Raw genomic sequence first — 25951 nt, forward strand, 5'->3', positions numbered from 1 at the left:
CGCGTCCTCGGCTGCCTACTGCCGTTCGGTCAGCAGGTGATGGAGCCCTTGCGCAGCGCGTGGCCGCCGTCATTGCTGTCGTCGGACCAGTAGACGGGCTTCGTACCGCCCACGCACTCCTCGGCCCCGGCGACCGAGAAGCCCTCGTTGTTGTAGTTGGACATGCCGGCGGGCCGGTTGTAGACGGCGGTGGTGGCGAACGCGCCGGCGGCGTTGATCTTCATCGTGCGGTGCTGGCCGTTGCAGGTGTTGTCGCACACGACCCACAGGCGCGACGCCTGCGGCTCCCACTGGAGCTCCATCACGCTGGTCATGCCGCTGCTGATCGACGCGACGCGGGTGAAGGCGCCGGAATCCTGCAACACGTAGCCGTAGATCATGCCGGTGCCCTCGACACCGACGAAGAACACGCCGCCGGTGTGGGCGCCGTAGCGGCTCGGGTCGTAAGCGGCGCCCGTCGAGGCGTCCGTGAAGGCGGCGGCGGTGAGCGTGGCGTCGGGGATCCAGGTGATGCCCTCGAAGCCGAGATTGGCGCCGACCGGCGGCAGGTCGGAGGTGAGGTTCCATTCCCTGGTGGCGGTCAGCGTGGAACCGGTTCCGGACACGTCGTAGCGCAGCACCGAGGTGCGGCTGGTGCCGGAGGCGTCGCCGTTGCGCTCGCTGGCGACGAACACGCCGCCGGCGGAACCGGATCCGGTGAGGGTCACGCCCTCGTCGTCGGGGGTGCCGGAGCCGCCCGGGTAGCGCAGCGACTTGCCGGACGACCATCCCGTGTCCGGCGTCCACCCCGAGCCGTTGCGCACCAGGCGCCACAGCTTGCCGGAGTTCTGCGCCGCCCACAGCACTCCGCCCTCCTGGTACAGGCCGCTGACGTCCTCACCGAAGACGTTCGCCGCGTCCGCGGTCGTCACCGAACTGCCGCCGGGCCAGGCCACCGGCGTCGTGCCCGAGCCGCCGCAGCTGTTCGGCGCGCCGAGCGTCACCGCCGCCGTGCCGAAGGAACCCGTGCCGTCCGGGCAGCGTGACCAGGACGGATCGGACGGCTTGCTCCAGCTGAAGCTGTCCACCAGCGTGCTGCCGTCGGGCCGGTAGAGGCGGGCCTTGTCGTTGTCCCCCAGGCCGAACGCGTTGTGCACGTCGAACGCTCGGGCCGCCCCAGCGGCCAGGGTGGTCCCCGAGGCGATCTTGTACTTCGAGCTGTCCTTGTCGTCCTTGAGGATCCACCCCGAGATGTCCACCGCCGCGGCGCCGGTGTTGTACAGCTCGATCGAGTCGTTGACGTTCCCCGTGGTCACGACCTCGTTGACGCGGACCGTCTCCGCCGCCGTGGCGGCGTGGGCAGGAGCACCGGTCAGGACAGCCGCCACCAGCGCCGGTCCGGCGATGAGGCATAAGGCACGGCGGCGTTCACGCGATTCGCTCACGAAACCTCTCCCAGGTTGAGGACAGACGGCGCCTACATGCTTCCGGATTGGACCGAATGACCGCTCTCCGCCGAGTGGGTTTTTGTTGAACGACAGCCCAACGTCCGGCGCTCCCGCTTGGAGGGCAACAGCCGGCGGTTTCGTTCTGGCGCATGACTCGGATTAGGACCGTCCTCGGTGCTGTCACTCTGGTTGCGACCGCCGTCGTGCGGCTGGCCGGCACTGAGCTTCCTCAACGCCGCCAACGGTTCCCATTTGCGCACCACCACGTGTGCCTCCCGCGCCGGTCCGGCACACCGACACGACCTGGTGGCGGTTCCTGCCTCGACAATGCCGGCCTGGCCCCGTCAGCGCCTGAAACCACCAATGCGAGTTCGGCGCACATGCGGCCGTCGGCCGTCGTGGTGCTGGACGTACTCGGTGAGGATGGCGTGCAGATGCGCCGCTGGCTCAGGACCAGCATGCGTTCACAGCGCGCGGGAGAGCGCGATGATGGCTTGAGTATCGCCTTCCATGCCCGGTTCCCGGGGTGGGGCGATGACAGTCGTGGTGGTGGGATCGGTGGCATCGGCGCGGCGCCTGATGGCCGCACGGACCAACTCCGCCTGTTCTGCCGGCGTGTGGGAGGGCAGCACGGAAACGGACATGTAGGAGCTGAGGCAGACGAGCCCGTCGCGGCACTCGATGACCCGCCGGTAGTAGCGCATGCGCATGCGGCGGACGGTGAACCAGTCACGCCTCGGGCTGCGGTGCGGAAGCAGGGCGATGGTGGGGAACTCGCGGTACAGGAGCTCCCACAGCGGCCGGAGTTCGTGGTAGCGGCGCTTGGCCTGCGCCCACAGGCGGATCTTGACGATCGCGGTGCGAGCACCGGGATAGCCGACCCCGAGGAAGAACAGGGCCACGCCCGTCGCGAGCATGGTGGAGGTCCAGGCCGAGGTGGCGGGCAGGACGGGATCGCCGATGGTGAGGCGGCCGGCCATGGCGATCACGCGGGGCACATGATTGCCGAGACAGGCGATGGCCAGTCCGACGGCGGCGACCCTGAGTCCCCTGCGGGTGTGGGCAAGGGCGTGCCGCGCCGCCGTCCACGAGAGGTAGGCGCCGCATGCGGTGGCGTAGGCCATGAACAGGTTGCCCACCAGGTGGAAGACGAGCACCCCCGGCGGCCCGGACGCCTCGGTGTAGTCCCCGTACTTGGTCCCGGCGCTCGACGGATCGGTGACCGCGAAGGCGACGACCAGGATGGTGCCGGCCGCGACCGCCAGTGCGAGATCGGCGAGGAAGGGACCGCGGGAGATGCCGAACCGGGCTCCGCTGGTGCGCAGTAGACCCAGCAGCAGCACGAAGAAGAAGTTGAGCAGGATGAACTCGACCAGCACCGGCGTCTGTTGAGGGAAGTGGGTGCCCGGCAGCGCGACCACCAGTTGGGCGGTGAGCGCGACGAGCACGAGCACCGTGCACGTGGTGACGATCTGCAGGCCACGGTCGCGCGGGACCCTGGCCAACTGCGATCCTTTCCACACCGCTGCGACGGCCGCCGCACACCACATGATCCCCAGTACGACCATCGCTACAGCCATCCCTCATGGGCGTCGAACGCGCCACCGAGCCGTCGGCCGGCGGCGGAGGTTGACCGGCTCCCGGCGCCGAGCCCGTCAAGCAGGACGGCCCATTCCTTGATGACGGTGGCCACCATCTCCGCCTCGCGTTCGGCGACGGCGCTGTAGCCCTCCCGGCGCAGCGCGCGCAGCACGACGTCGGTGGGGATGTCGGGAAAGATCTGCTTCCACAGATCGTCGTCGTCCTCGTCGCCGCCGTGGTCGCTGATGATGTGGCCGAGCTCGTGCAGGATGATGTGCTCCTGGTGCGCCGGGGTGGTGTCGCGCTGGTACAGCACGAAATCCTCGGTGCTCGTGCCGATCCACAGCCCGAAGGCGCCCGGGGTCGGCAACGGGTAGGGAACGAGCTTGATCGGTCGGCCCCGGTGCTCGGACAGCCGCTCGCACAGCAGGCGCACGTCCAGGGGAGCGCCGATGTTGAGCTGGCGCAGCAATTGCTTCACCCCACGGCGCAGGTGCGCCTCGCCCCGCCAGTGCCGGCGGCCGGTGTTGTCGGCCCGCACCCGGTCACCGCCGGGCTGCGGCGAGGCGGCTGATCGCCGCCGCGGTGCTGCGCGGGTGGGTCGCCGGGGCTTCGTGGCCGCCGTCGATGCCCACGAACTCCACGCCGAGGTTCTGGGCGAGTGCGCGGGCGCAGCGGTACTCCCAGCGTTCGCTGCCGCCGGTTCCGCCGGTCAGGATGACGGGAACCTTCGGGATGACGGGGCGGACACGATCGGCGTCGACACCGCTGGTGCGCACCGCGGGGAAGTCATGGGCGAAGAACCGGGTCAGCGTGGCGTTGATGTCCCCGCGCGGTCGGCTCGGCGCGGCGCCGGGCTCGAGTTCGGGCTGCTCGCCCGCGAGGCCGGCCATGTGGCGGATCGCGGCGCGCACGTCGGTGCGGGCGAGTTCGGCGACATGGTCGAGTTCACGTTCGCGGTCCGCCTCGCGCACCACGTCCGGCAGCGGCGGTTCGTGAGCGATCACCGCGGCCACCAGGTCCGGGTGGTCGACGGCCAACTGGAGGGCGATCACCGCGCCGATGCTGGCGCCCGCCACGACGGCCGGTTCCGGGGCGACTGCCGACAGCAGCGCCGCCGCGTCGGCGGAGTGAACGCCGATCGTGGTGGCCGCCGCGTCGTCCACGACCGAGCGACCCAGGCCGCGTCGGTCGTAGGTGATCACACGCGCGCCGTCGGCGACGAGCTGGTCGACCAGCTGAGCGGTGGCGTTGGCGTCGCCGATTCCGCCCTGAACCACCAGGACGTTCCAGCCGGTCCCCCGGACCTCGTAGTACAACGAGCCCCCCGCTACGGGTACCGTCCCGGACTGGGAGTCGGTCATGTGTCGTCTTCTCCTTGTCGGGCCTGGAAATCCATGAACTCCAGCACGCTACGCAGGCGCTCCGGGGACAGCTCGCTGGCCCGGGTCGCCAGGCGGTGGACCTGCTGTTCCCCCAGCTTGGCCAACAATTCGTACTGCCGTGTCAGCTCCCGCGCGCGTGGCGAGTCCGCGAAGTACTCCAGGTCTACTTCGAAAAATCGGGCCAGCTTGACCACCAGAGAGTAACCGGGCTCGCACTGTCCGGCCAGCAGCATGTACACGTACGACCGTGACACGCCCAGCGCGTCGGCCACCCCGGCCTTGCTGTGCGGCCGACCGTCGGGTTGGCGGACGCTGTCGAACAGCAGTCGCAGCTTCTCGGCGAATGCCGCGGCTCCCGGAGTCGCGCCGTCGGTGTCGGACAAGTCCGCACTCCCCTCCCTCGTGCCAAGTATATTGGACAGCAACCTCCTGGCGGCAAGAGTTGTTGACAACCTCGTCAGGGAACTCTACGGTTGAGTCACGTTGTTCAGTTTACTGTACACCGACCATCCAGTGTCGGTGCGGTTCGGGCGGCAGGGGGCATTCCGCCTGCCGCGCGTTCAGGGGGGACGGGGGGCGTGGTGGGGCGGTGGCGTGAAACCCGCCGCCCCACCACAATCACACAGGCTGCCGTGGCGATTGGGTGGGTCATCGCGTGTAGTGCCTCATAGTCGGCGGGCGGGACGTGCCCGAGCTCGACGTGTCGGTTGGACCGAGCAGGACAGTCCTCTTTGGACTGCTTTCCACGCTGGTGGACACCTCGGTGCTGGAGGGCCCGATCCGTCAATGTCCCACCGCGTTATCGGCTATCCACAATGGACATCGTTCAGAGCATGTCGTTCCGCTGGCGCGCACATAGCCACGCCGCGCACCGGCGTGTGCCGGGCGGTGTCTCGGTGTTCGGGTGATCGGCGCCAGAGGGGAGCGCCGATCACCCGAACACCCTCCACGGGTCCGTGCGCGTCGAAGCCGTGGCGTCAACGCCCAGCCGCGTTGATGAAACTTCAGGCGCGTCGCCGGCTGGCGATCTCTTCGCCGGCGAAGAACTCGGTCTCCGTCTCCGGCGAGATGAGGATCCCCTCGGGGGGCAAGATACCGCCGTCCGTAACGCAACCCGGCGAACCGGGCGTACATGGACGTGGTTTTCGGCACGCACGACTCTGCCTGTGTTCACTCGGCTCAGACAGCCGATACGGTGGTGAAACCGATCACTCGGGGGAACACCCGGCAACCGGTCGCGGCCTGCGAACGTTGCCAGTCACATGTGGGAGCACAACAAGGATGTCATTGAGGAGTTCCGGGCCAACGGCGGACGGGTCGGTGGTCGCTTCGCCACCGTCGACCTCGCACTGATCACCACCACGGGCGCTCGAAGCGGGCAGCCGCGCACCAGCCCGGTCGCCTACTTCACCGACGGTGACAGCATCTTCGTGATCGCTTCGGCGGCGGGCTCGAGTCGGCATCCGGCCTGGTATCACAACCTGGTCGTCCATCCTGGACTCACGGTCGAACTCGGTACCGAGACCTTCCCCGCCAAAGCCGCCGAGGTCCTCGACAGCGACGAGTACGAACGACTCTTCTCTCTTGCCATCGCGGCTCAACCGGGATTCGCGGGGTACCGACAGAAGGCCGGACGACACATACCGGTCATGCGGATCGACCGTGGCATCGGGCACGAATCCGCCTCGCCGACCGGGCCGGCGGATGCCGGGGAACGCCCTAGTTCGCGACCTTGAACCTCCAGCGGAAGCTGGACCTGAGGTGCCCTACAAGGACCAGACGGAACTCCGTTGCCACAGGCGTCGTTGCCCCAACAGTCCGCTCCGCCACGACTTTCCTGCCGTCTGCCGCGTTCATGGGACCGGTTGAGCCGGTCCATCCTCTCGTCGAGGCCGGTCGCCGGCGCACGCACCGATCCCGTGATCCCTCCGCACTCCACTGGGCGGACCGTTGTGTTGTCGCACCGACGCCGCGTGAACACACTTCACAGTGGACCACGCAGGGACGGCGATCTGACAAGGAGGACACGATGGCCGAAGTCCTGGGCTTCGGTGCCACGCATTGGCTGTGGCTGAGCGGAATCGCCGACAACCTCTTCGCTGTATACCGCGGCGTGCCAGTCAACCCGGAACACCCGCAAGGCTTCGCGGAACGTGCCCATGACGCGCCCCGTCTCGACCACTCCGCGGTCGAGCTCTTCCGGGTGGGACGCCTTTCCCTCCGGAGCAGATGAATGCTGAGCAGCAGGCGCCGCCGGGCCGTCGCGTGGGCGGCGCTGCTGCTCGTCCCTCTTGTGGTGCTCCAACTCCGTTTCCCGGAGCCGTTTCTGACCCCGAGTATCGCGGCGACCGTAGCTACCGCATTGCGCGATCCGATCCGCTACGGTCGCGACTGGCGGAGGATCACTGTGTCCTATGTGGTCGCGGCGGCAGTGGTTGTACCGCTTTCCGTGGCCGGTGCCCTGCTGGCACTGCCGGTCGCCGCAACCACCGGGGTGGCTGTTGCGATGGCGATGAGCATCCATCGGGTTCGATTCCATCCGCCCGCTGTCGGCCTGTCCTTGTCGGTCGGGACGGCTCAGGTCGGGCAGGTCGGTGTGGAGTGGTCGGTGATCACCCTGGCCACGGTGTACATCGTGCTGGCGCTGGCGTGGTCGACCCGAGGACTCAAGCCTGCGACAGTAATTCGGCCGCCCGTTCCGCGATCGCGACCACGGTGGCATTGGTGTTGGCCGAGACTATCGTGGCCAGCACCGAAGCGTCGACGACTCGCAGACCGTCGAGACCGTTGACCCGAAGTTCGGTGTCGGCAACGGCCCCCGGGTCTGAGCCGAGTCGGCAGGTGCCCACCGGATGGAAGTACGTACCGGTGGCCTCGTTCCCGTCCTGCTCGCCGATCTCGCTCCCGCGATCGTGTTCCTCCTCGTGCCGGACAGCACCGTCCGGGCGCCCGGCACCGTGGACTGGACCGGCGCACTGGCCATCAGCGTCGGACTTGGCTCACTGCTGTGGGTTCTCGGCGGCGCGAATGGCAGGCCGCTCGCGATGACCCTCGGGTTGTTGGCCGGCTCCCTCGGCGTGCTCGCGGTCTGGGCCAGGATCGACCTGGAACAGCCGGCCCTGGATCATCGACGGTGGGACCGTGTCTCCCAGCTTGACAACACCGGCCGCGGCCTGAAAATGCAAAGCCGCCCAGAGAATATAGAAGAGAGCACCGATTATCGACAGTATTCGCGCCGCCATGACAAAACCTTCCATGCAGGAGGGAGAACGGGCTGACCGCGGTGAGTTTCGACGGTCACACCATGCGGCGTGGTCACGAGGTGTGGTGGGCCGCTTCCTCGATGACGTACTGCACGGTGCCGGGGTGGGAGATCATCGACAGGTGGGAGGCGTTGATCTCGGTCACGGTCGAGCCGGCGCGCTTGGCCATGGATTCCTGCGCCGCGGCGGGCAGGGCGTGGTCGGCGGTTCCGATGACGTCCCAGCTGGGAATGCCGCTCCAGGCCGGCGCGCCGGACGGTTCGCCGAGCGCGGAGGCCGCGATCGGGCGCTGGATGGCGGCGAGCTCGGCGGCCTGCGCGGCCGACAGGTCGTTGGCCAGGATGCTCCGGAACTGCGCCGGCGTGATGTAGGCGTCGACGACGCCGTCGGCCGACGGCACGAAGGTGAGCGCGTCCGGGGTGACCTGGCTGCCCGGGAACTGGGTGGTCAGCCCGTTGAGGGTGTCGCCCTGGGCGGGGATGTAGGCGTCGACGTAGACCAGGGCCTTGACGTTGGTGTTGCCGGTGGCGGCGTTGGTGATGACGAAGCCGCCGTAGGAGTGTCCGACCAGGACGATCGGTCCGGGGACGGTCTTGAGGTAGCTGGCGAGGTAGGCGGAGTCGCCGGCCACGCCGCGCAGCGGGTTGGGCGGTACGTCGACGGTGTAGCCGTCGCGTTGGAGCCGGCTGACGACACCGTTCCAGCTCGAACCGTCGGCCCACGCGCCGTGGACGAGCACGACCGTCGGCTTGGGCCCGTGGCCGTATGCCTGGCTGGTGGCGGCGGACACGGCCGCGCCGGGGATGAGCCCGGCGGCGACGGCGATGGCCGCGCCGACCAGGGCGAATCGGACTCCGCGCGAGCGCGGTGGGCGTGCTGTACGCATGGGTTTTCCCTTCCTAGGTGATGGAGCGGGGTACGGCAGGGGGGTCAGAGGCCCAGATGCCGCAGCCAGGCGAGGGTGTGGTCGGCGACCTCACGCCAGCCGTGGTCGAAGACCAGGGAGTGGCCCCGGTCGGGAAACGACCGGTAGTCGGTGATCGCGCTCGATCCGGCGTAGAGCTTGTACGCGGCCTTGGCGACGACTTCGGGGACGGTGTGGTCCTGGCCGCCGCCGATGATCAGCAGTGGTCCACGGTCGTTGTTCCTGGTGTCCACCGCCGCCGGCGAGGACGTGCTGAAGTTGGCGGTGCTCGCCTCGAACAGCGGCTTGCCGGGGCCGGGAATGGCCCAGCGTTCGAACAGCTCGTCGGATTCGGCCTGCGGGATGGCGTTGCCGAAGCCGTAGCGGAACTGCTTGCCGGTGAGCGCGACCGCCTTCTTCTTGTTGCCCGGCTTGGACAGCACGGGCAGGCCGGAGCGGATCTGCGCGAACGGCACGGGCTTGACGCCCTTGATCTGGCCGGGGTCGATGGCGATCGCGGCGCAGGCGTGTCCGCCGGCCAGCAGTTTCTGGGCGATCAGGCCGCCGAAGGAGTGGCCGATGATGATCGGCTTGGCGGCAAGGCCGTTGATCACCTTCAGGTAGCTCGCGGTGATGTCGTCGATGCCGTGGCCGGCGAGGGCGGCGGCGTTGGCGCGGGTGGCGGCGACGGTGTCGGAGTCGCCGGGCCATCCCGGGGCGATCGGGTCGTAGCCGGCTTGTCGGTAGAGATCCACCCAGTTCTGCCACGAGTCGGAGTGGATCCACAGGCCGTGGATGAACACGACCGGCGTCGATGCGGACATGTCCGAACCCTCCCATTTAGGTAGACTAACTAGTAACTCTACCTGGACCGTAGCACGCTCCCCCGGACACGGGAATCCCCCGCCGCGGGCCGTGGTCGAGAGAGGATGGAAAGGTGGACGACATGACACAGCAGCGCTCCGAGCCGGCCGGCCCGACCACGAAAGGGATCAGGCGATGACGCCCACTCCGGCCCGGGGCGGCGTGCCGCCGATGCGTCAGCGGATCATCGAGGCGGCGGCGGAGCTGTTCTACACACAGGGCATCCGGGCGATCAGCGCCGAGAAGATCATCGCCAAGGTCGGCATCACCAAGGTGACCTTCTACCGCCACTTCCCGACCAAGGACGAGCTGATCGTGGCTTATCTCGAACGTCGCGCCGCCTGGGAGCGCGGCGCGGTCGAGGCGGCCCGGCAGGCCACCGGGGGCCACGTCTCGGAGGTGTTCCGCCTCATCGCCGAGGGGATCGGCGCCGAGAGCTGCTCCCCCGGGTTCCGGGGATGCCCGTTCATCAACGCCGCCGCCGAGTACGCCGACGCCGAACACCCCGTCCGGCAGGTCGTGGATTCCCACCGACGGTGGTTCAAGGCGACCCTCGAGGAGATGCTCCAGGAGATCGGCGTCACCGACGCCTCCAGCGCCGCCGACCAGCTGGTGATGCTGCGCGACGGCGCGATGGTCGCCGGCTATCTCGGCGACCCGCAGACCGTCGGCCAATCGCTCTACAACGCCGGCCGCGCGGTACTCGAGTTCCACCGCTGACCCAACCGGTGCCGGCCCGACACCCTAGGTGGCCAATTCGAGGACGCCGTCCACTCTGCGGGGCACGGGATGAGCCGGCGCGTCCCTGAGTTCCTCCGGCAGGAACTCGGCCGGCGCATCCTGCCAGGTGACGGGGCGCAGGAAACGGCGGATCGCCGTGGCGCCCACGGACGTGAACACACTGTTCGTCGCCGGCCAGGGCCCGCCGTGGTGCTGCGCCCAGCTGACTGCGACACCGGTCGGATAGCCGTTGAACACGAGCCGACCGGCAGTACGTCGGAGCCCGTCGAGCCACGGCGGCGCGACCTCCGCCTTACCGAGGTGGACCGACGCCGTGAGCGAAGCCGGCAACCGCCGGATCACGGCAGTGAGCTCCGTGGGCGTGGCGTAGCGCACGATCACGGCGGCTGGCCCGAAGTACTCGGCGAACGCCGCGTCCGGGGCGTGTTCGGCGTCGGTGGTCACCAGCAACGGCGGAACCCGGAACCCGTCCCGCACCGGGCCACCCTCCGCCACCGTGGACACTCCCGGCCTGGCGCGGAGCTGCCGGGTGTCCTCGACGTAGGATTTCTGGATCCGTTGGTTGAGCAGTGGCACCACTTCGGCGCTGTCGAGCGCCGCCGCGGCCGCCGCCACCAGGGCATCGCCGCCCTCGCCGGCGGGAACCAGGACGAGACCGGGTTTCGTGCACAGCTGGCCGGCCGATCCCGTCACGGAGTTGACGATTCCCGCGCCGATCTCGACCGCCCGTTCACGCGCCGCGTCCTCCGTGACGACGAGCGCGTTCACACTGGACAGTTCACCGTAGAACGGAATGGGGTCCTCGCGGCTGTTGATCGCGTCGAGCAGGGCACGACCGCCGCTCAGCGAACCGGTGAAGCCGACGGCCCGCACGGCCGGGTGCCGGACGAGGCGCTCCCCCGCCTCCCGGCCGAACAGGATTCCGATCGTGCCGTCCGGCGCCCCCGCGTCGGAGACGGCGTCGCGCAGGATGTCGAAGACCAGCCTGGAGGTTCCCGGATGGGAGCCGTGCGCCTTGACCACGACCGGGTTCCCGGCGGCGAGTGCGGACGCGGTGTCACCGCCGGGCACGGAAAAGGCGAGTGGGAAGTTGCTCGCGCCGAACACGGCGACGGGGCCGAGCGGCACCAGCATGCGCCGCAGGTCCGGGCGCAGGCCCATCGGGGTCTGTCCCGTGTGGTCGATGGTCGCCTCGACGTAGCTGCCCTCCTCGATCACGTCGGCGAAGAAGGCGAGTTGGTAGACGGTGCGGTCGAGCTCCCCTGCGAGCCGTTTCCGGCCGAGTGCGGTCTCGCCGTCGGCACGCGTCACGACCTCGTCCCGTCGCGCGTCCAGCGCACGGGCGAGGCCGCGGAGCAGGTCGGCTCGGCCGGCGCGGCCGAGTGCTTCCAGTTCCGGGGCCGCCGCTGCGGCAGCGGCGACGACCCGCTCGATGTCGTCGCTGTCGCTGGCGGCTTCTCCGCCGGGCAGCTCGCGCCCGGTACGCGGGTCGTACGCCGCCGTCCAGGTGTGGATGGCAGTCACGGTTGTCCTCCGATTCAGCGGCGGGGCAGCGCGGCGATGACGGGAGTGTCGACACCCACCGGGCCGAGGTGTGAGGCGCCGCCGGGGGCGCCGAGCGCGGTGTCGCGCCCGGGCAGGGGCTCGGTGAAGAAGGCGATGTTGTCCCGGGTGTTCCAGGCCGCGTCGGTGCCGGCCAGCGTGCGATCGGAAATCGCCGCAGCCGTGGGGCAGGCCTGCTCGCAGGCGCCGCAGTCGATGCACTCCACGGGGTTGATGTACATCTTGCGGTCGCCCTCGTAGATGCAGTCGACCGGGCATTCCTCGGTGCAGGAGCGGTCGAGGATGTCGACGCACGCGTCGGTGATGACGTAGGCCATGAGCGTTCTCCCGGTGTCAGGCCGAGCTTGCGGCCGGCTCGATGGCGGCGGGCACTCCGTCGGTCGAGTGCCCTGGGAAGAGGGAAGCGCCGGGGTCCAACCAGGTCGCCGCGTGGTTGACCGCGGTCGCCGCCTCGCCGAATCCGACCGCGATGAGCGGGACCCGACCGTCGTGGGTGCACACGTCGCCGGCGGCGAAAACGCCGGGGCGGGTCGTGCGCATCGCCTGGTCGACCACGATCTTGTGGTCCCGCACCTCCAGTCCCCACCGCAGCAGCGGTCCCGGGCTGGCGACGAAGCCGAGGGCGGCGACGACATGGTCGCAGTCGAGTTCGGTGCGGACGTTGGAGACGGTGTCCCGGAGCACCGCGCGACGGACACGTGCGTCGCCGTCGAGATGCTCGACCTCGGTGTTGATCCGCACCGAGGCGGCGCCGGACAGCACCCGGTCCACCGTGTGCTGGTGCGCCCGGAAGCTCCCGCGGCGGTGGACCAGCGTCACCTCCGCGTTGTCCTGCAACGCGTCGGCCCAGTCGAACGCGGAGTCACCACCTCCCACCACCAGGATCCGCTTTCCGGCCAGTTCCGAAGGATCCCGGACGAAGTAGCTCAGCCCGCGGCCCTGGAAAGCGTCGCCACAGGGCAGCTTTCGTGGCGTGAAGGTGCCGATGCCGCCGGTCACCACCACCGCGCCCGCGTCGAGGTCCGTGCCATCCGCGAGTCCCAGCCGGAACCGGCCGCCCACCAGGTCGTCGAGCTGTGTGGCCTGTCGACCGAGGAACATCCCGGGCGCGAACGGACGTGCCTGCGCGAGCAGTTCTCGCACCAGCTCCCGGCCGCGGATCGCGCCGAAGCCGGCCACGTCGCGGATGAGCTTCTCCGGGTACAGCGCGGCGATCTGCCCGCCCGGCTCGGGCAGGGCGTCCACCAGCGCGACCGACAGGCCCCGCATGCCGGCGTAGAACGCGGCGAAGAGGCCGGCCGGTCCGGCGCCGATCACCGCGAGGTCGAAGCGCCTCATCGGGATTCCTCGTCGTAGATCGCGAAGACCTTGTTGGACACGAAGATGTTCGACGCGGCGAAGCTCGTCCAGCTCGGGGTGCGGCCCAGCTCGCGCATGGCTCCGACCAGCGCCCACCAGTTCAACAGCTCCTGCTGGCCGGCCTTCTCCGCGTCCTCGAGGGTCGTGTTCTCCCACACGGAGTGGTCGCCGGCCACCAGCGCCTCGTACATCCGCTTGTCGGCCGCGGAGTCGGGGAAGAGCCGGAAGGTGGAGTCGACCAGGAAGCTGTGCGACCAGCTGGAGCTCGCGACCAGGGCGACCCGGTAGGGGCTTTCCGCGCAGATCCGGGCGACGGCGGCGCCGACGTCCATGATCCGAGCGGGTGTCGGAGACGGCGGATCCAGCTCGCGTTCCACGCCCAAGGGGCTGATGTTGCCCTGGAAGCTGATCACCTTGCGGCCGTAGCAGTTGATCGGGAACGCGACGACCGGGTAGTCGAATCCGCGGCGGTCGTAGTCCAGGTACAGCACGGTGTTCAGGAAGGCGTGCGCGAAGCCGGGGTGGTGCAGCGGCCGGTAGGCGTAGGGCGTGTCGATGCCACGGCCGAGCAGTCGCTCGGTCAGGTGCAGGGCGAACGGCCGGTGCCCGCGGATCGTGCGCTCGGTGTCCTCGCCCTCACCCCAGATGTTCGGCTTGCCCTTCATGTTGGACGACTCGCCCGCATGCCGCCACGGGTGCACGACCGTGTCCTCGTAGGCCAGCACGGCGTAGGGCGGGACGATGTCCTCGCGGAAGTTCTCGTACTGGTCGTCGCCCCAGATCAGCACGACATCGGGCTGGAACTCGTCGAGCGCCTCCCGGGTGCGACGGAACCCCTCGCGCAACTGCTCCCGGTGCGCCTTGCCGGCCGCTATGCCCTCGTCGTCGCCCCATTCCCGGCGTGCGCGCTCGGGCCACGAAGCCGGGTCGCGCAGCTCGGCCGGCAGCTTGGGATCGGCCAGGGCGCCGCGGAAGACCCTGGTCAGGTTGTCGTCGGTGCCGCTCAGGGGCGGATAGTGCGTAACTCCGAGTCCCAGCACCTCACCCATCACTGATCTCCTCGTCGTCGAGTGGTGACGGTTCGAGTCTCGGAAGGACGCGGCGGGGCGGCCATCACGTGGACCGCCCAGTGAACCGGTGCCCCGCCGGGGCGCTGAGGGCGCGTCAGGATGAAACCGTGAGGCACAGCAAGCACAATCCAGACGGGGATGCGGCGGACCAGCTCGCCAACGAGCTGCACCGGGCCCGCGGCGAGCGCAGGCTGCTCGACGCCGACAGGACAGGCACGGCGTTGTCCATGGAAGACGCGTACACCGTCCAGGAGCGACTGACGAAGCTGCGGCTGGCGGAGGAACGCTGCCACGTCGGCTACAAGCTCGGCTACACCTCGGCGGTGATGCGTCAGCAGATGGGCGTCCGCTCCCCCAACTACGGACCGCTGCTCGACGACATGGTGCTACGCGACGCAGCCGTGGCGGAGAACTTTCTGCAGCCACGGGTGGAGCCGGAGATCGGCGTCGTCCTCGCCCACGACGTGACCGGGACCGGTTGGCTGCTGCCCGAGCTCGCCGACGCCGTCGAGACCGTCCACGCATGCTTGGAGGTCGTCGACTCGGTGTGGCACGGCTATCGGTTCACCGCCGAGCAGAACACCGCCGACGGCTCGTCCGCCGCGGGCGTGGTCCTCGGCCCACCGCTCGACGTGTCTCCCCTCGACTGCCACCGGGTCACGGTCGAGCTGTTCGCGGACGACACCACCCTGGCCACCGCCACGTCGGCTGCCGCCGGCGGGCATCCGCTCAACAGCCTGGCCTGGCTGGTGGATGCCCTCGCCGCGCGCGGGCAGTTCCTGCGCAAGGGCGAACTCGTGATCACCGGTGGTCTGACCGCCGCCACACCGCTGCGGCCCGGCGCGACCGTCTCGGCTCGCTTCGGGCGCGATGTGACGGTCTCGGTCCGTGGGCCGGCTCATGCCACCGACGCCTCGGCTCCGGCGGCTTGAGCCGGCCGCGGGCGGCGCTGGAGATCAACGTAGCGACGGCGGGCCGAGCAGGCGGCTGATGCTCAGCGCGGCGGTCCGCACCGCCGCCGCCAGACGCTCGGGATGCAGGCGCTGGGCGGGGCCCGTCACCGACAGTCCCGCCACGGCGCGATGCCCGCCACGGCCGACGTAGCTCTCGACGATGATCGGCGCCGCGACGCAGGCGATTCCCTTGGTGCCTTCCTCGCGGTCGTAGGCCACGCCGCTGTCCCGGATGGTCTCCAGCTCACGCAGCAACCGCTTGCCGTCGGTGATGGTCGTGCTGGTGCGGGCCGGCATCGGCGCGGCGAGCACCAGTTCGATCGCCGACTCGTCCTCGAAGGCGAGGATGGCCTTGCCCAGCCCGGTGCAGTAGACGGGCAGCCGCGAGCCCACCGAGGACGGCACCGGGACGCTGTGCCGTCCGGTGAGCTTCTCCACGTAGACGATCTCGGTCCCGTCCAGGACGCCGAGCTGCACCACCTCACCGGTCGCGGCCAGCAGGTCGGCCATGAAGGGCAGCGCGGTCGCTCGCAGCCGCCGCGAGGCCGGGACCTGCTGGCCGAGCTCGAACAGGTGCAGTCCGAGCCGGTAGCCGTACCCGCCGCGTTCCAGCATGCGGTGGGCGACCAGGTCGGCGGCGAGCCGGTGGACGGTGGCCTTTTTCAGCCCGGTCTGGCGGGCGAGTTCGCTGAGGCCCAGTTCCCCGGGTGCGGCCGCGACGGTGTCGAGGATGAGGAGCATCCGGTCGCCGACCGACCGGTGCTCCGCCGTCTCCTCAGCACTGATACGCATCGTGGGAGGCTATCCGAGCAGGTCCCGCCAGCGCCTCCAGAAGGCTCGCTGCTGCACCTCGTCCGACGCCACGAACGGGCCGCCCGCCGCCTCCTTCTGGATGCCGCGGGAGATGTCCGACCACGGCGACTCCGCGGCGGCGGCCAGGCCCAGCTGGCACGACTCGCAGGCCTCCATGTCGTCCGGGGTGGCAAGCCCGCCCGGGCCCTGGAACGTCACGTACGAGTCCAGCCGCCGGGCGCGCACCGAGTCCGGCTCGCCCTTCGTGGCCAGTGTCCACTGCGCGATGACGGTGCGCCCGGCCGCGGTCGGCGTGATCGTGCGGACCACCACGCCCATGATGTCGTTGATGATCAGGTTGGGAAAGATGAGGAGGTTTCGGTCCGTCGTGGCGATGCGCCGGGCGCGCTCGACGCCGAACCGCTCCTCCAGGTCGGCTCGCCGCGCGGCGACGTAGTCGCGGTTCTCCTCGCCCAGCGCCGGCGTCCACCGGGCGACCGGGCGGGCCCACGGTCCCTCCACGGTGATGACCGCGTGTCCGTTGCCCAGGTCCAGCGCCTCGGTCGCCTTGCGGGGGTCGAGGTAGGAGTCCTCTGTGGACTTCAGGTAGTCGAAGTAGGTCCGGTGCAACGGGATGAGGTGGTAGCCGTCGAGGCTGTTCTCCACGAACAGCTTCCAGTTCGCTTCCATCGAGTACTCGTGGACCCCGTCGACCACCTCCATCTCCGGCGACTGGTCGGCGACGAGGTCGAGATACTCACCGGCCCGACCGAGATAGTCGGTCAGGGACACCGCGTCGGGGTCGAAGCAGCAGAACACGAAGCCGCGGTGCTCACCGACCCGGGGTGGCGTGTTCAGGCCGAACCGGGACCGGTCGAAGCCCTCCCCGTAGCCCTCGGCGTCGGGCAGGCCGGTCAGCGTGCCCTCGTTGGAATACGTCCACGCGTGGTAGAAGCAGGACATCCCCCGGGCGTTGCCCTCGGGGACTCGGCACAGCTGCGCGCCACGGTGTCGGCAGGCGTTGAGGAAGACCCGCACCTCGCCGTCGCTGCCCCGCCACATGACCAGCGGCCGGCCGGCGACCGTCCGGGCCCGGAAGTCCCCCGGGGCCGGCACCTCGGAGACATGCCCCACGTAGAGCCAGCACCGGTCGAAGATGGCCTTCTGTTCCTCGGCGAGGACGGTGTCGGAGACCAGCGCGGCCCGGTTGACCCGGAAGAAGCCGTCGGCGGGCCGGTCGTCCACCAGGCGGCCATGGTGGGTTTCACGCGTCGCCGGTGCGGCGAGTTCGGCAGTCATCGTGGTTCAGCTCCTTTGAGTGTCCGGCCGAGCGCCGCGAGCAGCGCCGCGGGGTTGGTGCGGCGGACCGCGTCCGCCAGTCCGTCGGGCAGGGTCGGATCGGCGAGGAACGCGACGGGATCGACCGGCATGAAGGGGTAGTCCGTGCCGAGCACGACCCGGTCCGCGCCGACGGTGGCCACCAGATGCCTGAGCAGTCCGGTGTCGAACAGCAGGGGGTCGTACCAGAGTCGGCGCGCGGAGGCTGTGGCCGGTTCCGGCATCAGCTCGCGCAACTCCGGCGTGGTCTCCCGCAGGAAGTCGATCCGGGGCAGCTCCGTGATCAGCGAGCCGCCCCCGTGGCTGGCGAGCACCCGGAGCCCGGGGCGCCTGGCCAGCGCGCCGGTCGTGATCAGTCCGCCGACGGCTGCTCCGGTGCTGAGGGGGAACAGGACACCGTTGGCGGCCATGGGATGCGGATAGTGCGCCGCCGCCGGGCCGCCGACGGCGTGCACGAACAGCAGCAGCCCGAGGCGCTCGGCTTCGTCCAGGAAACCGGACCAGGCGGGTGTGTGCAGCGGCGCGATCGGCGGGGTGGCCGGTAGCTCCACACCGGACAGTCCCGCGTCGGCGATCTCCCCGAGCAGCGCGGCGGCCGCGTCGGGATCGGCCAGCGGGACGACACCGAGCCCCGTGAAGAAGCCGCCGTGGCTCGGCAGCTCGGACGCGAGCCAGTCGTTGAACGCGCGGGCGAACGCGAGTCCCTGCCCGGGCGGCGCCCACGGGGCCAGCAGCTCGGGCATGGCCGACAGCAGCTGCCCTGCGCACCCGGCCGCGAGTGCCGTCTCTCTGCGGTGGTCGAGATCCCACGCCACTCGCCGTATGGTGCGAAACACCTTGCCCGCGACCACCACGTCACCGGTCTCCGGCCCCCGATGGAGCCGCGCCCAGCGGGAGTCGGACGTGGAGAGCTCCGCCAGGAACGGTGTCGCGGCGGGAACCACGTGCGTGTGCAGATCGAGCACGACGCTGCCTTCCCGTCACAGGATGATGGACACGGTGCCGCCGGCCTCGACGATGCCGTGGTCCAGGGTCGCCACGCGCTGTCGGACCAGGAAGCTCGTCCCCGTGGGGACCAGCACGTGCCGGTACGTGCCGAGGAAGTGGTCGAGCTGGCCGAGCCTGGTGCGCACCACATGGAAGTTGGAATGCACGAGGAGCTCGCCGTCACCGCTTTCCACCCTGACGTTGGTGACCAACCGGAGGGTGCGCGAGTGCGGGCTTTCGGCGTGCGCGTGCTTGCTCTTCAGCCGCGTGACCCGCCCCTTCAGCCGGACGTGGTCGTCGTGGATCACCTGGAGGGTGTTCCGGGGGTCGAGATGGTCCGAACCGGGCGCGGGCACCCGGTACTCCACGTCGGGATGCATCAGGGCCAGCCAGTCGTCGAGCCGCCATGCGTCCAGTAGTGCGGCCTCGTGGTACAGGAACTGTTCCACTTGCTGCTGTAGGTCGGATGCCGTGTTGAACACGGCGACGGTGCCGGTCATCGGTCCTCCGGTGTCAGGGTTCGACAGAGACGAGAACATCGGCCAGTTCGTCCGGCCGGGCCAGGAACGGGCTGTGCGAGCCGTCGATCCATGTGACCTCGGCGCCGAGACGCTCTCGTGCGGTTCGTTCGGCCCAGGCCTGGGACACCGCACGGTCGTCCCGGCAACCGATGTAGTGCAGGGGCACGTCGGGGAAGGCTTTCAGCGGCGTGGTTTCGGCGATGGGGGCCGAGGACTGCGGGCGCAGGCTGCTCGCGGCCGCCACGGCCGTCTCGTGTGGACAGTCGTAGTAGAACAGCTCGGCCGCGACCGCCGGCGGCCAGGTCGACCTGCCCAGTTCGTCGCGTCCCTGGTTCGGCAGGGCCTTGTCGTAGAACCACTCGGCCATGGGACGCGCGGACGCGAGCTGGTCCCGCCAGGAGCGGCCCGGCTCCGGCAGCAGCGACGCCAGGAAGACCAGCGCTCCCACGGGAACCATTTGTGGCACAAGAGGAATCGCCAGGCCGGCGAGGGAATGACCGACGAGGACGTCGGCACCGGGCTCCCGGACCGCCGCCGCGATCACCTCCGCGTAACGCTCCGCGCCGGCCTCTGGGTCGTCGGACGGCAGGTGGACCGCGGAGGCGCTGTGCCCCCGCCGCTCCAGCGCCGCGACCTCGTCTGCCCAGCACCAGGCGCCGTGCCAGCCGCCGTGGACCAGGACGAAGTGCGTCATGACGACCTGACCTGCCGCTCGGCCAGCGTCTGACCGCCGACGAGGACCTCCGTGGCCGGAACCTCCACGATCCACACCCGCACGGACGCCTCCGGCACCGAGATCGCCTCGGCCGCCGCCGAGGAGACGGCCCTGATGAGGGCGTCCTTCTGCGCCGCGGTCCGCCCGGCCCCGAGGTTCACCTGAATGAACGGCATGACTCCTCCTACTCCGCCCCGAGAGTGACGCTGCCCAGTCCGCTGATCGTCGCGGTGACGGTGCCGCCCGGCCGGAGCGGCACGGGGGCGGTGAGCCCGCCGGAGAGGACGACCCAACCCGCCTCCAGCCGCTGCCGGCGCAGGCCCAACTGGTTGGCCATGAACGCGACCGCCGCCGCCGGATGCCCCATCACCGCCGCCCCGGCCGCCGACTCGACGACTTGCCCGTCCACTTCGAGCACACACCCGGTGAGCGTGAGATCCCTCGTCGGCGGGGTGAAATCGTCCCCCAGCGCGAAGACCGCGGACGACGCGTTGTCGGCGATCGCGTCCAGGTGCTTGAACGAGAAGCCCTCGTAGCGGCTGTCAATGACGTCGAGCGCGGGACAGACGTACCGGGTCGCGGCGAGCACGTCCGCCACCGTCACGCCCGGTCCCTCCAGGGCCTCGCCCAACACGAACGCGATCTCCGGCTCGATTCGGGGATGGATCAGCTCCTTGAGTCGCAACCGGCTGCCCGACGGCCGCAGCATGCCGCCGGTGACCAGCCCATAGAGCGGCTTGTCCACACCCATCGCGCGCTGTTTGGCCTTGCTGGTGAGGCCGAGCTTGCCGCCGACCAGCCGCTCACCTCGGGCCAGACGCAGCCGAACGAGCTCGTTCTGCACCTGATAGGCGGTTTCGACGCCGTCCAGGCCGTCGCCGGTCAGCGGGCTCACCGGAGCACAGCCGGTCGCGGCCTGGTCCAGCCGGTCCGCCCACGCGGTCACGTCACTCATGCCGCAGCCCCCTCGCTGACCTTCGCGGAACTGAAGGAGACCCCGACGTGCCCGAGGTGCTCGAAGTCGGCCCGCACGGTGTCGCCGGGCTCCATGCCGACCGCGCGTGTGCAGGTTCCCGGCATGATCAGGTCACCGGCGTCGAGCACACCACCGTGGTTCGCGATCGTGTTGGCGAGCCAGGCGACGGCCTGCGCCGGATTGCCGAGCACGGCGCCGCTCGCCCCGGTCTCCACGATCTCTCCGTTACGTCGCAGCACCACGCCGATGAGCCGGGGATCCACTTCGGACACCGGTGTCCGCGTGCCGCCGAGCACCACCTTGGCCGAGGATGCGTTGTCCGCCACGGTGTCGACGATCCCGATCCGCCAGTCCTCGATCCGCGAGTCGATGATCTCCAGCGCCGGCAGCACGAACGCGGTCGCCCCGAGCACGTCGGCCACCGTCACGCCCGGGCCGCGCAGCGGCGCGTCGAGCACGAACGCCAACTCGGGCTCGACCCGCGGCGCGATGAGCTCGTCGACCGCGAGGGGTTCGCCTTCGGGATGGAACATCGACGCCAGCAGGTGCCCGAAGTCGGGTCGCTCGACGCCGAACTGCTGCTGCATCACGCGTGCGGTCAGCCCCACCTTGTGTCCGCGCACCCGATCGCCGGCGTCGGTCCGCAACCGGACTCCCGCCAGCTGGATCCGGTAGGCGTCGTCGATGTCCGCGTCCGGATGCCGGCCGCTGATCGGCTGGATCGGCGTGGACTGCCGCTCCGCGTCCCACAGCTCGCCCGCGAGCCGGCGGACTTCCTCGTCACTGAGTGCCATGCGGCCAGACTCGGCGCTCCGCTGAACACAATCAGCACAACGGTCCGCACAGTGGACCGCCCGGATCGCTGACCGCCCAGTGGACCGGCGTGTGGATCGAGTCGCGGCGCTGCCGGATAGTCCCGCACGAACCGAACCGTTCCGCAAGGGAGAGTGGGCAATGGCGACCAGCGCATCCCTGTTCATCGACGGCCGCTGGACGGCCCCGTCCGGCGACGCGACGATCACCGTGCGGTCGGCGCGGACCGGCCGGCCGATCGGCTCGGCGGTCTCCGCGACACCCGACGACGTCGACCGGGCAGTGGCAGCCGCCCGCCGGGCCTTCGACGACCCGACCGGATGGTCCGCGTGGGCACCCGAGGAACGCGCCGAATGCCTCGACCGACTGGCCGACGCCCTGGAGAAGCGGGCCGAGCAGACGGTGCGGCTCGTGAGCGAGCAGAACGGCATGCCGATCTCGGTGTCCAGCCGGATCGAGGGCGGATTTCCCGGCGCCATGCTGCGGTACTACGCCGGCCTGGTCCGCGAGCAGCCGGTCGAGACCAGCCGGCCCGGGATGTTCGCCGGCACGACCCGGGTCCACCGCGAGCCGGCGGGTGTCGTCGCGGCGATCTCTCCGTGGAACTTTCCCCAGACCCTGGCCGCCCAGAAGTACGCGCCGGCCCTCGCCGCGGGCTGCGCCGTCGTGCTGAAACCCGCCCCGGAAACGGTGCTGGACGCCAAGGCGGTGGCGGAGGCGTCGCTGGAAGCCGGTCTTCCGCGCGGTGTGCTGAACGTGGTTCCGGCCGAGGCCGACGCGAGCGCCTACCTGGTCGGTCATCCCGGCGTGGACATGGTGGCGTTCACCGGCTCCACCGCGATCGGACAGCGGATCGCCCAGATCTGCGGTCCGCTGGTGCGGCCGGTGACCCTGGAGCTCGGCGGCCGCTCCGCCGCGGTCGTCCTCGACGACGCCGACCTCGACCTGAGCCGCGCCGGCCAGGCGCTGTTCGGGGCGATGCTGATCAACAACGGCCAGACCTGTTTCCTCTCGACCCGCATCCTGGCCCCGCGAAGCCGCTATCGAGAGGTCGTCGACACCATTGCCGCGTTCGCGGGTTCGCTCACCGTCGGCGACCCCCTGGACCCAGCGACCCAGATCGGCCCGCTCGTGACGGAACGGCATCGCGCTGCGGTGGAGGCGGCGGTGGCCAGGGGAATCGCCGACGGCGCCCGCCTGGTCGCCGGGGCCAGGCGTCCCCCGGAGCTGGATGAGGGCTGGTACTTCGAGCCGACGGTGCTCGCCGACGTCGACAACAGCTGGGACATCGCCCGTGACGATGTCTTCGGGCCGGTCCTCACGATCACCCAGTACGAGGACGAGGACCACGCCGTCACATTGGCCAACGACTCCGACTACGGCCTCGCCGGAACCGTCTGGACCGCATCACCCGACCGGGGCCTGGCCGTCGCCCGGCGAATCCGCACCGGCAGCGTCGGCGTGAACGGCTACCTGCCCGACCTCGGGGCGCCCTTCGGAGGCGTCAAGAACAGCGGGATCGGCCGCGAGCTGGGCCCGGACGGACTCGCGGCCTTCCAACGAACGAAGTCGATCTACCAGCTGTGAACCGCCGCCGGCCGTCCCCTTCCTGCGGACGGCCGGCCCGGTCCGGTGGCGGACCACATTGGACGGAGCGGGCAGGTGGTCGTGAGCCGTCGTTGCCGTTCAGACGCCGCCGGCCCGGAACTCCGTGGGCGTCTGCTCGGTCCGCTGACGGAAGAACTTCGTGAACACGGTGGCCCCGGGGAAGCCCAGCCGCTGCCCGATCGACGCCGCCGGCAGGTCGGTGTGCACGAGCAGGCGTTTGGCTTCCAGCAGAACCCGGTCGTCGATGAACCGTTTGGCGCCACACCCCACCGCGGTCTGGGTGGCCCTGGTCAGGGTGCGCACGCTGTACCCGAGTTGTGCCGCGTAGTCCTCCACCCGATGTGTACGCGCGAAGCCCTGCTCGACGGCCGTCTGAAAGCGCAGGAACGCATCCCCAGCGGCGTTCGGCTCCCCATGCGTGCCACGCAAAGCCGCAAGCCGCAGCACGAGAACCGCGAGCAGGTGCCGCAGCACCTCCAACTGCGTCTCCGACGACCGTTCGCCCCATCGCGCGTACTCGCGTTCCAGCAGGCCCAGTATCTGCCACAGGGTGTCGCCCTCGCCCTCTGCCGGCACCGAGGTCGGCTGCCACGCGCCTCGGTCGACGCCGGCGACCTCGGCCGTGGCGCCGTCGAGGAAACCAGGCAGGAACAACACGATCCGCCCCTCGACACCGTCCAGTCCGGAGTTGTACCGATAAACCTGCCCTGGGCGCACCCACAACCAGCCGCCGGGAGCCAGTTCGTGGTCGGTGAAGTCCAGCGAGCAGCGCACGGTCCCGGTCCGCACCGCGACCAGCACATGGAATTCGGGTCGTTTGAGACCGTACGGGTCGACGCCGTGCCCGGCGGCCCGAGTCAGCAGGCCCGGGAAGTCAATCACCTCGACGCCGCGCGGCACCCCGACGTCCGCGCGGTAGGGCAGCGCCGCGATCGCGTGCTGTCCGTTTCTGACCATCACCTGTCCCCTGTATGCCATTAGAAGAAGCAGAACCACCATAGCCTCGAATCCAACGGACCGAAAAGGTTGAGGAGTCGGCCATGCGACTGATCGTGGGCATCACCGGGGCCACCGGCGCGGTGCTCGGAGTGCGCCTGCTGGAGCGCCTGAGCGCGATGCCCGACGTGGAGACGCATCTGGTGCTCTCCCGCTGGGCGCGCACAACCATCGAACTGGAGACCGGGCGCCCGGTCCACGAGGTCACCGCCCTTGCCGACGTCGCCTACGCGCCCGACGACCAGGGCGCGGCCATTTCCTCGGGCTCGTTCCGCGCCGACGGCATGGTCGTCGCGCCGTGCTCGATGAAGACACTGGCCGGCATCCGCGCCGGCTACGCCGACGGCCTGATCGGCCGCGCCGCCGACGTCACGCTCAAGGAGCGCCGTCCGCTGGTGCTCGTGCCCAGGGAGACTCCGCTGAGCGAGATCCACCTGGAGAACATGCTCGCACTGGCCAGGATGGATGTGCGCATCGTGCCGCCGATGCCGGCCTTCTACCACCGACCGTCCACTGTGGGCGAGATCGTGGAACACATCACCACCCGCGTGCTCGACCAGTTCGAGCGGATCGACCCGGGTGTTCCTGAGGCCGAGCGCTGGCGGGGTATCCGTGCCGCCCGGACCTCGGCCGCCTGATCCCGGAGGACCAAAATGCCCTACGACGACCTGCGCAGCTTCCTGGCCACCCTCGATGAACAAGGCCAACTGCTGCGCGTGACCGACGAGGTGCTGCCGGAACCGGACGTGGCTGCCGCGGCCAACGCGGTCTCCCGAATGGGCGCCGCTGCTCCCGCGCTGTACTTCGACAACATCACGGGCTTCACGAGCGCACGGATCGCCATGAACGTCCACGGTTCGTGGGCCAATCACGCGCTCGCGCTCGGCCTGCCGAAGGAGACCGGCACCGAGGAGCAGATCCAGGAGTTCATCCGCCGCTGGGACCGCTTCCCGGTGCCGCCGCGGTGGCGCGAGAACCCGCCGTGGGCGCAGAACTCCCTGACCGGCTCAGCGGTCGACATCTTCCAGGTGTTGCCCCTGGTTCGGCTCAACGACGGCGACGGTGGCTTCTACATCGACAAGGCCGCGGTCGTGTCCAGGGATCCCGACGACCCGGAGAACGGCGGCAAGCAGAACGTCGGCGTCTACCGCATCCAGGTCAAGGGCAAGGCTCGGTTGGCGTTGCAACCGGTGCCGATGCACGACATCGCCCAGCACCTGCGCAAGGCAGAGGAACGCGGCGAGGATCTCCCGGTCGCCATCACCATCGGCAACGACCCGGTGATCTCCATCGTGGCCGCGACCCCGATGCGCTACGACGAGAACGAGTACGAGCTGGCTGGCGCCCTCCGCGGGGCACCGGCACCGATCGCCACTGCGCCGCTGACCGGGCTGCCCGTGCCATGGGGCAGCGAAGTCGTGATCGAAGGCGTCATCGAAGGGCGCAAGCGGGAGATCGAGGGGCCGTTCGGCGAGTTCACCGGCCACTACTCAGGAGGTCGGCGGCTGCCGGTGATCCGCGTCGACCGGATCTCGTACCGCACCGACCCGGTCTTCGAGCACCTCTACCTGGGTATGCCCTGGACGGAGATCGACTACCTGATCGCCGCCAACACCTGCGTCCCGCTGTACCGACAGCTCAAGGCCGACTTCCCGGAGGTCCGTGCGGTCAACGCGATCTACACCCACGGTCTCGTGGTGATCGTGTCCACCGCCAGCCGCTACCGCGGCTTCGCGCGCTCTGTCGGGATGCGAGTGTTGAGCACTCCTCATGGACTGGGCTATGCGGCCACCGTGATTGTCGTGGACGCGGACGTCGACCCCTTCAATCTGCCGCAGGTGATGTGGGCGCTGTCGACGAAGATGAACCCCGCGCACGACCTGATCACCATTTCGAGCATGCCGGTGATGGAGCTCGCACCACAGGTGGACACCCCTGGCGTCGTGGACAAACTGGTCATCGACGCCACCAGCCCGACGCATCCCCATGGACACGGCAACCACAGCAGCCAGGTTCGTGACCTACCTGAAGCCACCCAATGGCTGGCCAGGCTGCAGAAGCTGGCCGCCCACCGCTGACCACCGCCGACATTGGA

Annotated in this window: 29 protein-coding genes; 8 read left to right on the forward strand and 21 right to left on the reverse strand. The window is 69.8% G+C overall.

Annotation, left to right across the window (positions count from 1 at the left end; translation table 11 throughout):
- Positions 1–29: 29 nt before the first annotated feature.
- The 5 genes from BJ998_RS12680 to BJ998_RS12700 form a co-directional block, all read right to left on the reverse strand.
- Positions 30–1424 (reverse strand): lamin tail domain-containing protein, encoded by a 1395-nt coding sequence (locus BJ998_RS12680; RefSeq protein ID WP_221337986.1) that lies wholly within the window; start codon positions 1422–1424, stop codon positions 30–32.
- 467 nt (positions 1425–1891) lie between these two features.
- A complete protein-coding gene (locus BJ998_RS12685) occupies positions 1892–2932 on the reverse strand; it encodes an MAB_1171c family putative transporter (protein ID WP_246488575.1) in 1041 nt (346 codons plus the stop codon).
- 65 nt (positions 2933–2997) lie between these two features.
- A complete protein-coding gene (locus BJ998_RS12690) occupies positions 2998–3549 on the reverse strand; it encodes a hypothetical protein (RefSeq protein WP_312890075.1) in 552 nt (183 codons plus the stop codon).
- 4 nt (positions 3550–3553) lie between these two features.
- Entirely contained in the window at positions 3554–4372 is an 819-nt protein-coding gene (locus BJ998_RS12695; RefSeq protein ID WP_184861425.1) for an alpha/beta fold hydrolase, read from the reverse strand.
- Complete coding sequence (locus BJ998_RS12700) at positions 4369–4776, reverse strand: helix-turn-helix domain-containing protein (protein WP_184861427.1); 408 nt, start codon at positions 4774–4776, stop codon at positions 4369–4371. Before BJ998_RS12700 ends, BJ998_RS12695 begins: the two co-directional genes overlap by 4 nt.
- An 879-nt stretch (positions 4777–5655) precedes the next feature.
- Here BJ998_RS12700 and BJ998_RS12705 point away from each other — a divergent pair.
- Both BJ998_RS12705 and BJ998_RS12710 read left to right on the forward strand, forming a co-directional pair.
- Complete coding sequence (locus BJ998_RS12705) at positions 5656–6129, forward strand: nitroreductase family deazaflavin-dependent oxidoreductase (RefSeq protein ID WP_184861429.1); 474 nt, start codon at positions 5656–5658, stop codon at positions 6127–6129.
- 293 nt (positions 6130–6422) lie between these two features.
- A complete protein-coding gene (locus BJ998_RS12710; protein ID WP_184861431.1) occupies positions 6423–6626 on the forward strand; it encodes a hypothetical protein in 204 nt (67 codons plus the stop codon).
- A gap of 433 nt (positions 6627–7059) precedes the next feature.
- Here the strand turns inward: BJ998_RS12710 and BJ998_RS12715 are convergent, their stop codons facing one another.
- Positions 7060–7242: a GMC oxidoreductase gene (locus tag BJ998_RS12715; protein WP_312890076.1), complete on the reverse strand. Its 183-nt coding sequence runs from the start codon at positions 7240–7242 to the stop codon at positions 7060–7062.
- A 3-nt stretch (positions 7243–7245) separates the two neighbouring features.
- Between BJ998_RS12715 and BJ998_RS12720 the strand changes: the two genes are divergently transcribed.
- A complete protein-coding gene (locus BJ998_RS12720) occupies positions 7246–7671 on the forward strand; it encodes a hypothetical protein (RefSeq protein ID WP_184861433.1) in 426 nt (141 codons plus the stop codon).
- A 37-nt stretch (positions 7672–7708) separates the two neighbouring features.
- Here the strand turns inward: BJ998_RS12720 and BJ998_RS12725 are convergent, their stop codons facing one another.
- Both BJ998_RS12725 and BJ998_RS12730 read right to left on the reverse strand, forming a co-directional pair.
- The gene (locus BJ998_RS12725) at positions 7709–8542 is read right to left on the reverse strand and encodes an alpha/beta fold hydrolase (protein WP_184861435.1); all 834 of its coding nucleotides are present in this window, start codon (positions 8540–8542) and stop codon (positions 7709–7711) included.
- A gap of 44 nt (positions 8543–8586) precedes the next feature.
- On the reverse strand, positions 8587–9384 hold the full coding sequence (locus BJ998_RS12730; protein ID WP_184861437.1) for an alpha/beta hydrolase: 798 nt from the start codon (positions 9382–9384) through the stop codon (positions 8587–8589).
- Between the two features lie 175 nt (positions 9385–9559).
- On the opposite strand from BJ998_RS12730, the gene BJ998_RS12735 reads away from it, so the two are divergent.
- Positions 9560–10144 (forward strand): TetR/AcrR family transcriptional regulator, encoded by a 585-nt coding sequence (locus BJ998_RS12735; RefSeq protein WP_184861439.1) that lies wholly within the window; start codon positions 9560–9562, stop codon positions 10142–10144.
- Between the two features lie 24 nt (positions 10145–10168).
- Here BJ998_RS12735 and BJ998_RS12740 read toward each other — a convergent pair whose 3' ends face one another.
- Genes BJ998_RS12740 through BJ998_RS12755 form a run of 4 tightly spaced genes read right to left on the reverse strand, consistent with a single transcriptional unit; the run spans position 10169 to position 14136 of the window.
- Positions 10169–11689, reverse strand: a complete 1521-nt coding sequence (locus BJ998_RS12740) for an aldehyde dehydrogenase (NADP(+)) (protein WP_312890077.1) — start codon at positions 11687–11689, stop codon at positions 10169–10171.
- Between the two features lie 14 nt (positions 11690–11703).
- Positions 11704–12045 carry a ferredoxin gene (gene fdxA, locus BJ998_RS12745; RefSeq protein WP_184861441.1) on the reverse strand — a complete coding sequence of 114 codons (342 nt, stop codon included), beginning with the start codon at positions 12043–12045 and terminating at the stop codon, positions 11704–11706.
- A gap of 16 nt (positions 12046–12061) precedes the next feature.
- Entirely contained in the window at positions 12062–13066 is a 1005-nt protein-coding gene (locus BJ998_RS12750; RefSeq protein WP_184861443.1) for an NAD(P)/FAD-dependent oxidoreductase, read from the reverse strand.
- Positions 13063–14136 (reverse strand): DODA-type extradiol aromatic ring-opening family dioxygenase, encoded by a 1074-nt coding sequence (locus tag BJ998_RS12755; RefSeq protein ID WP_184861445.1) that lies wholly within the window; start codon positions 14134–14136, stop codon positions 13063–13065. Before BJ998_RS12755 ends, BJ998_RS12750 begins: the two co-directional genes overlap by 4 nt.
- 128 nt (positions 14137–14264) lie before the next feature.
- On the opposite strand from BJ998_RS12755, the gene BJ998_RS12760 reads away from it, so the two are divergent.
- Positions 14265–15089 (forward strand): 2-keto-4-pentenoate hydratase, encoded by an 825-nt coding sequence (locus BJ998_RS12760; protein WP_184861447.1) that lies wholly within the window; start codon positions 14265–14267, stop codon positions 15087–15089.
- Between the two features lie 24 nt (positions 15090–15113).
- On the opposite strand, the gene BJ998_RS12765 is transcribed toward BJ998_RS12760, so the two are convergent.
- From BJ998_RS12765 to BJ998_RS12800, 8 genes are read right to left on the reverse strand one after another with little or no spacing between them, the layout of a single operon-like run.
- Positions 15114–15902 (reverse strand): IclR family transcriptional regulator, encoded by a 789-nt coding sequence (locus tag BJ998_RS12765; protein WP_246488576.1) that lies wholly within the window; start codon positions 15900–15902, stop codon positions 15114–15116.
- 9 nt (positions 15903–15911) lie between these two features.
- The gene (locus tag BJ998_RS12770; protein ID WP_184861449.1) at positions 15912–17201 is read right to left on the reverse strand and encodes an aromatic ring-hydroxylating oxygenase subunit alpha; all 1290 of its coding nucleotides are present in this window, start codon (positions 17199–17201) and stop codon (positions 15912–15914) included.
- Positions 17198–18205, reverse strand: coding sequence for an amidohydrolase family protein (locus BJ998_RS12775; RefSeq protein WP_184861451.1), 1008 nt, complete (start codon positions 18203–18205; stop codon positions 17198–17200). The genes BJ998_RS12770 and BJ998_RS12775 overlap by 4 nt, the downstream gene beginning before the upstream one ends.
- Before the next feature lie 15 nt (positions 18206–18220).
- Positions 18221–18727: an aromatic-ring-hydroxylating dioxygenase subunit beta gene (locus BJ998_RS12780; protein WP_184861453.1), complete on the reverse strand. Its 507-nt coding sequence runs from the start codon at positions 18725–18727 to the stop codon at positions 18221–18223.
- Positions 18728–18740: 13 nt separating this feature from the next.
- Positions 18741–19442 carry an alpha/beta fold hydrolase gene (locus BJ998_RS12785; RefSeq protein WP_184861455.1) on the reverse strand — a complete coding sequence of 234 codons (702 nt, stop codon included), beginning with the start codon at positions 19440–19442 and terminating at the stop codon, positions 18741–18743.
- Positions 19439–19639: a tautomerase family protein gene (locus BJ998_RS12790; RefSeq protein WP_184861457.1), complete on the reverse strand. Its 201-nt coding sequence runs from the start codon at positions 19637–19639 to the stop codon at positions 19439–19441. The genes BJ998_RS12785 and BJ998_RS12790 overlap by 4 nt, the downstream gene beginning before the upstream one ends.
- A gap of 8 nt (positions 19640–19647) precedes the next feature.
- On the reverse strand, positions 19648–20418 hold the full coding sequence (locus tag BJ998_RS12795) for a 2-keto-4-pentenoate hydratase (RefSeq protein WP_184861459.1): 771 nt from the start codon (positions 20416–20418) through the stop codon (positions 19648–19650).
- Positions 20415–21233 (reverse strand): 2-keto-4-pentenoate hydratase, encoded by an 819-nt coding sequence (locus tag BJ998_RS12800; RefSeq protein WP_184861461.1) that lies wholly within the window; start codon positions 21231–21233, stop codon positions 20415–20417. The genes BJ998_RS12795 and BJ998_RS12800 overlap by 4 nt, the downstream gene beginning before the upstream one ends.
- Positions 21234–21393: 160 nt before the next feature.
- Here BJ998_RS12800 and BJ998_RS12805 point away from each other — a divergent pair, with 160 nt between their 5' ends.
- Complete coding sequence (locus tag BJ998_RS12805) at positions 21394–22839, forward strand: aldehyde dehydrogenase (RefSeq protein ID WP_184861464.1); 1446 nt, start codon at positions 21394–21396, stop codon at positions 22837–22839.
- A 99-nt stretch (positions 22840–22938) separates the two neighbouring features.
- Here BJ998_RS12805 and BJ998_RS12810 read toward each other — a convergent pair whose 3' ends face one another.
- A complete protein-coding gene (locus tag BJ998_RS12810; protein WP_184861465.1) occupies positions 22939–23817 on the reverse strand; it encodes a helix-turn-helix transcriptional regulator in 879 nt (292 codons plus the stop codon).
- Positions 23818–23867: 50 nt separating this feature from the next.
- On the opposite strand from BJ998_RS12810, the gene BJ998_RS12815 reads away from it, so the two are divergent.
- Positions 23868–24494: a UbiX family flavin prenyltransferase gene (locus BJ998_RS12815; protein WP_512699329.1), complete on the forward strand. Its 627-nt coding sequence runs from the start codon at positions 23868–23870 to the stop codon at positions 24492–24494.
- Between the two features lie 15 nt (positions 24495–24509).
- Positions 24510–25934, forward strand: coding sequence for a non-oxidative hydroxyarylic acid decarboxylases subunit C (locus BJ998_RS12820; protein WP_184861469.1), 1425 nt, complete (start codon positions 24510–24512; stop codon positions 25932–25934).
- Positions 25935–25951: the final 17 nt, after the last annotated feature.

The sequence above is a fragment of the Kutzneria kofuensis genome, assembly GCF_014203355.1.
In the GTDB taxonomy this organism is placed as follows: Bacteria; Actinomycetota; Actinomycetes; order Mycobacteriales; family Pseudonocardiaceae; genus Kutzneria; species Kutzneria kofuensis.

What these genes read in the sequence shown, in the direction of transcription:
- BJ998_RS12710 (WP_184861431.1), top strand. Translation starts at nt 6,423, where the DNA reads ATGGCCGAAGTCCTGGGCTTCGGTGCCACGCATTGGCTGTGGCTGAGC.
- BJ998_RS12695 (WP_184861425.1), bottom strand. Translation starts at nt 4,372, where the DNA reads ATGACCGACTCCCAGTCCGGGACGGTACCCGTAGCGGGGGGCTCGTTG.
- BJ998_RS12725 (WP_184861435.1), bottom strand. Translation starts at nt 8,542, where the DNA reads ATGCGTACAGCACGCCCACCGCGCTCGCGCGGAGTCCGATTCGCCCTG.
- BJ998_RS12790 (WP_184861457.1), bottom strand. Translation starts at nt 19,639, where the DNA reads ATGCCGTTCATTCAGGTGAACCTCGGGGCCGGGCGGACCGCGGCGCAG.
- BJ998_RS12750 (WP_184861443.1), bottom strand. Translation starts at nt 13,066, where the DNA reads ATGAGGCGCTTCGACCTCGCGGTGATCGGCGCCGGACCGGCCGGCCTC.
- BJ998_RS12735 (WP_184861439.1), top strand. Translation starts at nt 9,560, where the DNA reads ATGACGCCCACTCCGGCCCGGGGCGGCGTGCCGCCGATGCGTCAGCGG.
- fdxA (WP_184861441.1), bottom strand. Translation starts at nt 12,045, where the DNA reads ATGGCCTACGTCATCACCGACGCGTGCGTCGACATCCTCGACCGCTCC.
- BJ998_RS12755 (WP_184861445.1), bottom strand. Translation starts at nt 14,136, where the DNA reads ATGGGTGAGGTGCTGGGACTCGGAGTTACGCACTATCCGCCCCTGAGC.
- BJ998_RS12780 (WP_184861453.1), bottom strand. Translation starts at nt 18,727, where the DNA reads ATGACCGGCACCGTCGCCGTGTTCAACACGGCATCCGACCTACAGCAG.
- BJ998_RS12720 (WP_184861433.1), top strand. Translation starts at nt 7,246, where the DNA reads ATGGAAGTACGTACCGGTGGCCTCGTTCCCGTCCTGCTCGCCGATCTC.
- BJ998_RS12800 (WP_184861461.1), bottom strand. Translation starts at nt 21,233, where the DNA reads ATGGCACTCAGTGACGAGGAAGTCCGCCGGCTCGCGGGCGAGCTGTGG.
- BJ998_RS12730 (WP_184861437.1), bottom strand. Translation starts at nt 9,384, where the DNA reads ATGTCCGCATCGACGCCGGTCGTGTTCATCCACGGCCTGTGGATCCAC.
- BJ998_RS12705 (WP_184861429.1), top strand. Translation starts at nt 5,656, where the DNA reads ATGTGGGAGCACAACAAGGATGTCATTGAGGAGTTCCGGGCCAACGGC.
- BJ998_RS12785 (WP_184861455.1), bottom strand. Translation starts at nt 19,442, where the DNA reads ATGACGCACTTCGTCCTGGTCCACGGCGGCTGGCACGGCGCCTGGTGC.
- BJ998_RS12810 (WP_184861465.1), bottom strand. Translation starts at nt 23,817, where the DNA reads ATGGTCAGAAACGGACAGCACGCGATCGCGGCGCTGCCCTACCGCGCG.
- BJ998_RS12765 (WP_246488576.1), bottom strand. Translation starts at nt 15,902, where the DNA reads ATGCGTATCAGTGCTGAGGAGACGGCGGAGCACCGGTCGGTCGGCGAC.
- BJ998_RS12795 (WP_184861459.1), bottom strand. Translation starts at nt 20,418, where the DNA reads ATGAGTGACGTGACCGCGTGGGCGGACCGGCTGGACCAGGCCGCGACC.
- BJ998_RS12820 (WP_184861469.1), top strand. Translation starts at nt 24,510, where the DNA reads ATGCCCTACGACGACCTGCGCAGCTTCCTGGCCACCCTCGATGAACAA.
- BJ998_RS12805 (WP_184861464.1), top strand. Translation starts at nt 21,394, where the DNA reads ATGGCGACCAGCGCATCCCTGTTCATCGACGGCCGCTGGACGGCCCCG.
- BJ998_RS12770 (WP_184861449.1), bottom strand. Translation starts at nt 17,201, where the DNA reads ATGACTGCCGAACTCGCCGCACCGGCGACGCGTGAAACCCACCATGGC.